3 protein-coding genes and 1 pseudogene are annotated in these 3,238 nt (G+C 56.0%); 1 reads left to right on the forward strand and 3 read right to left on the reverse strand.

Annotated features, from left to right (window positions below):
• Window positions 1-447: ACT domain-containing protein (locus tag ACLQ7H_RS15955; protein ID WP_411753523.1), on the forward strand; the 447-nt coding region annotated here is incomplete at its 5' end.
• Window positions 448-863: 416 nt separating this feature from the next.
• On the opposite strand, the gene ACLQ7H_RS15960 is transcribed toward ACLQ7H_RS15955, so the two are convergent.
• The 3 genes and pseudogenes from ACLQ7H_RS15960 to ACLQ7H_RS15970 all read right to left on the reverse strand — a co-directional run.
• Window positions 864-1,610, reverse strand: a complete 747-nt coding sequence (locus tag ACLQ7H_RS15960; RefSeq protein ID WP_411753524.1) for an SDR family oxidoreductase — start codon at window positions 1,608-1,610, stop codon at window positions 864-866.
• Between the two features lie 19 nt (window positions 1,611-1,629).
• Window positions 1,630-2,595 (reverse strand): zinc-binding alcohol dehydrogenase family protein, encoded by a 966-nt coding sequence (locus tag ACLQ7H_RS15965; RefSeq protein WP_411753525.1) that lies wholly within the window; start codon window positions 2,593-2,595, stop codon window positions 1,630-1,632.
• A 121-nt stretch (window positions 2,596-2,716) separates the two neighbouring features.
• Window positions 2,717-3,238: pseudogene (locus ACLQ7H_RS15970) on the reverse strand (glycine dehydrogenase (aminomethyl-transferring)); the annotation flags it as partial.

The following is a 3,238-nucleotide window of genomic DNA, read 5'->3' on the forward strand; positions in this document are numbered from 1 at the left end:
CTGGCCTTGCGCCGCAAGCAAACCCTGCTGACGCTGCACAGCCTGAACATGTTGCACGCACGCGGCTTCCTGGCCGAAGTGTTCAACATTCTGGCCCGCCATAATATTTCGGTAGATCTGATCACCACCTCCGAAGTCAGCGTGGCATTGACCATGGATACCACCGGCTCTACGACCACTGGCGGCAGTCTGTTAACGACCTCTCTGCTCACCGAACTTTCCTCGCTGTGTCGGGTGGAAGTAGAAGAAAATCTGGCGCTGGTCGCTTTGATCGGCAACAAACTTTCACAGGCTTGCGGCGTCGGTAAAGAGGTATTCGGCGTACTGGATCCGTTCAATATCCGCATGATCTGTTACGGAGCCAGCAGCTATAACCTGTGCTTCCTGGTGCCGGGCGATGATGCGGAGCGCGTGGTACAAACGCTGCATCACAATCTGTTTGAGTAAGCCCCTCACCCTAACCCTCTCCCACAGGGCTGAGGAATCCCCAGAAAAATTGAGACGAGAAATAGGCCGTTTTTCACCCAGTAATGGGCTAATAAATAGCCTTAAGCAGGCAAGGAGAAGTCGTTCGAGATCCTCTCACTGCCAATTTACGAACAAAATGGAACAGATTGCTCGTAAAACACTCTCTCTAATTCTCTGTAACCACTAAGAAAAAATTAGTGGGGATTCCTCAGCCCACAGGGAGAGGGGACCGATCGAGTTGCTATCAATTACAGAAACCTACCCAACCAACCTCCTGAATCAGTTTCCTTTTGCACCGGGAAGCAGAGTGATCACGGCTCCTGAGCACCACACTGAACTGGCTCCCTCTCCCTGTGGGAGAGGGTTGGGGTGAGGGGACACCGCAATTGTCGTACTTAACGTCCGCCAGCGGCTTCGATAAAACTGCCGGTGACGTAGGACGCCGCATCGGAAAGCAGCCAGGCAACAGCTTGCGCCACTTCCTCTGGCTGACCACCCCGCTGCATTGGCAACGCTGACTTCACCCGATCTACCCGCCCCGGTTCTCCTCCGCTGGCATGCATCTCGGTATAAATACACCCTGGTCTTACGCCGTTGACACGTATCCCCTGTGCCGCCACTTCCAACGCCAAACCGGTTGTTAACGTATCCACCGCCCCTTTTGACGCCGCATAGTCTATATATTCCCACGGAGCCCCCAGGCGCGACGCAGCGGAAGACACGTTGACGATCGCTCCGCCCTGCCCACCATGGCGTAGCGCCATACGTTTTACCGCTTCGCGGCAGCAGAGAAAATACCCGGTAACGTTGGTCGTCAGCACCTTATTGATCCGCTCGGAGGTGAGTTGCTCAATACTCGCCTGTTGGAACAGAATGCCTGCGTTATTGACCAGTGCATCGATCGGCCCCAACGTGGTTTCCAATTCGGCAAACATCGTCACCACCTCTGCTTCCTCGGCGATATCTGCTTGCAGAGCCAGCGCCTTGCCACCCTGTTGGCGGATCTGCGCCACCACTAGCTCAGCAGCAGCACTATCGCGCAGATAATTGACGCCCACCGCATAGCCCTGTTGGGCCAATAATAATGCCGTCGCACGGCCTATCCCACGGCTGGCACCGGTCACTAACACTACTTTTGTCATTTCTGTTCCTTAACTGCGCTTAGTCGCGGATGCGGATAACAGAGCGGGTATCGCTTTGCTTGTTGATATCCCACGCCTCGGCAATATCGGTAAAGGCATGTTCCTGAGTCTCGACGCTGATTTTCCCTTCGGCCGCCAACGCCAGAATATCGGCCACGATATTTTTCAACTGGGGGATCGGCGGGAAGTTGCCCGTTCCACTGCCCAGGATCTGCAACTGCGTACTGCGTAGCACCGCCGCAGGCAAACTAATCGTGGGCCCAGCCATGGAGCCTACATTCACCAAGCGGATGCCCAGCCCACCAGCATGAGAGGAAAGATCGTGATTATTGAAGGTCGCCAGCAGTGCCTCCGTAGCTGGCCCCCAGATATAATCCACCACCACGTCATAGCCTTGCGGCCCGGCAGCGGCGGTAAAGGCTTGCTGTAGTTCAATACCCTCAAGGCTCAGATCCACCGTGGCATCCACTGCTAACGCATCCAGAACGCTCTGCCGCCGTCCAGCCGCGACAATTCGCCCGGCACCAGCCTGACGCGCCGCCGCAACCGCCAGCTTGCCTGAGGTGCCGGTAGCGCCAATGATCAAGACAGTTTCCCCTGGCTGAATATTGGCACGCCAGAGCAGCGGCAACCACGCCGCTAGCGCCGGATTGATCAACGCTGCGGCGGTCGCATCATCCAGCACATCGGGCACTGGAACCGTCCATGAAGCAACGGTACGCTCGGCCAATGCGCCGTGTGGCTGGCGAAAAGAAGCAAAGTACACCCGCTGCCCATCTGGTGTTCTGCCTACACCATCAGTACCAGGGACAAACGGCAGATCCTTCGGGCTGGAGTAGTGTTTACCAGCCACAATGGCGCGATCCAACTGTTTGATACCGGCAACCATCACTTCGATAGCCACTTCGCCGTCTAATGACTGTGGAGCAGCAAAAATGCCTAACTGTGGTGCCTGACCTAACGTACTAACGACTGCCGCTTTCATACCGTTTCCTTGTTCGTTCGGGTGACCCGTTACTCAGTGAACCGCAATCGCTGCGGTGCCGCAATAAAAAAGGGACACGGCATCATGCCGTGTCCCTCGATCATCATTTTGGCAGAGGGTGTTATTCGTAGTCGCTCATCGGTACGCAAGAGCAGAACAGATTACGATCGCCGTAGACATCATCCAGGCGCTTCACGCTCGGCCAGTATTTATTCTCACGCACGCCCGCTATCGGGAATACCGCCAGCTCGCGGCTGTAAGCATGCTGCCAGTCGTTAACCAGTTCCGCCTGCACGTGCGGTGCGTTAACCAATGGGTTGTCTTCCAGTGGCCATTCGCCTTGCTGCACTCGGTCAATCTCGCTGCGGATCGCCAGCATGGCATCGATAAAGCGATCCAGCTCCACTTTGTTTTCCGACTCGGTCGGTTCAACCATCAGCGTGCCTGCCACCGGGAATGACATGGTCGGCGCATGGAAACCGTAGTCGATCAGGCGTTTGGCGATATCCATCTCGCTAATGCCTGTCTCTTCTTTCAGCGGGCGGATATCCAGAATACATTCGTGCGCCACGCGGTGATCGCGGCCGGTATACAGCACCGGATAAGCATCTTTCAAGCGGGTTGCGATGTAGTTGGCATTCAG

This window comes from Serratia sp. (in: enterobacteria) (genome assembly GCF_046715635.1).
Taxonomy (GTDB): domain Bacteria; phylum Pseudomonadota; class Gammaproteobacteria; order Enterobacterales; family Enterobacteriaceae; genus Chania.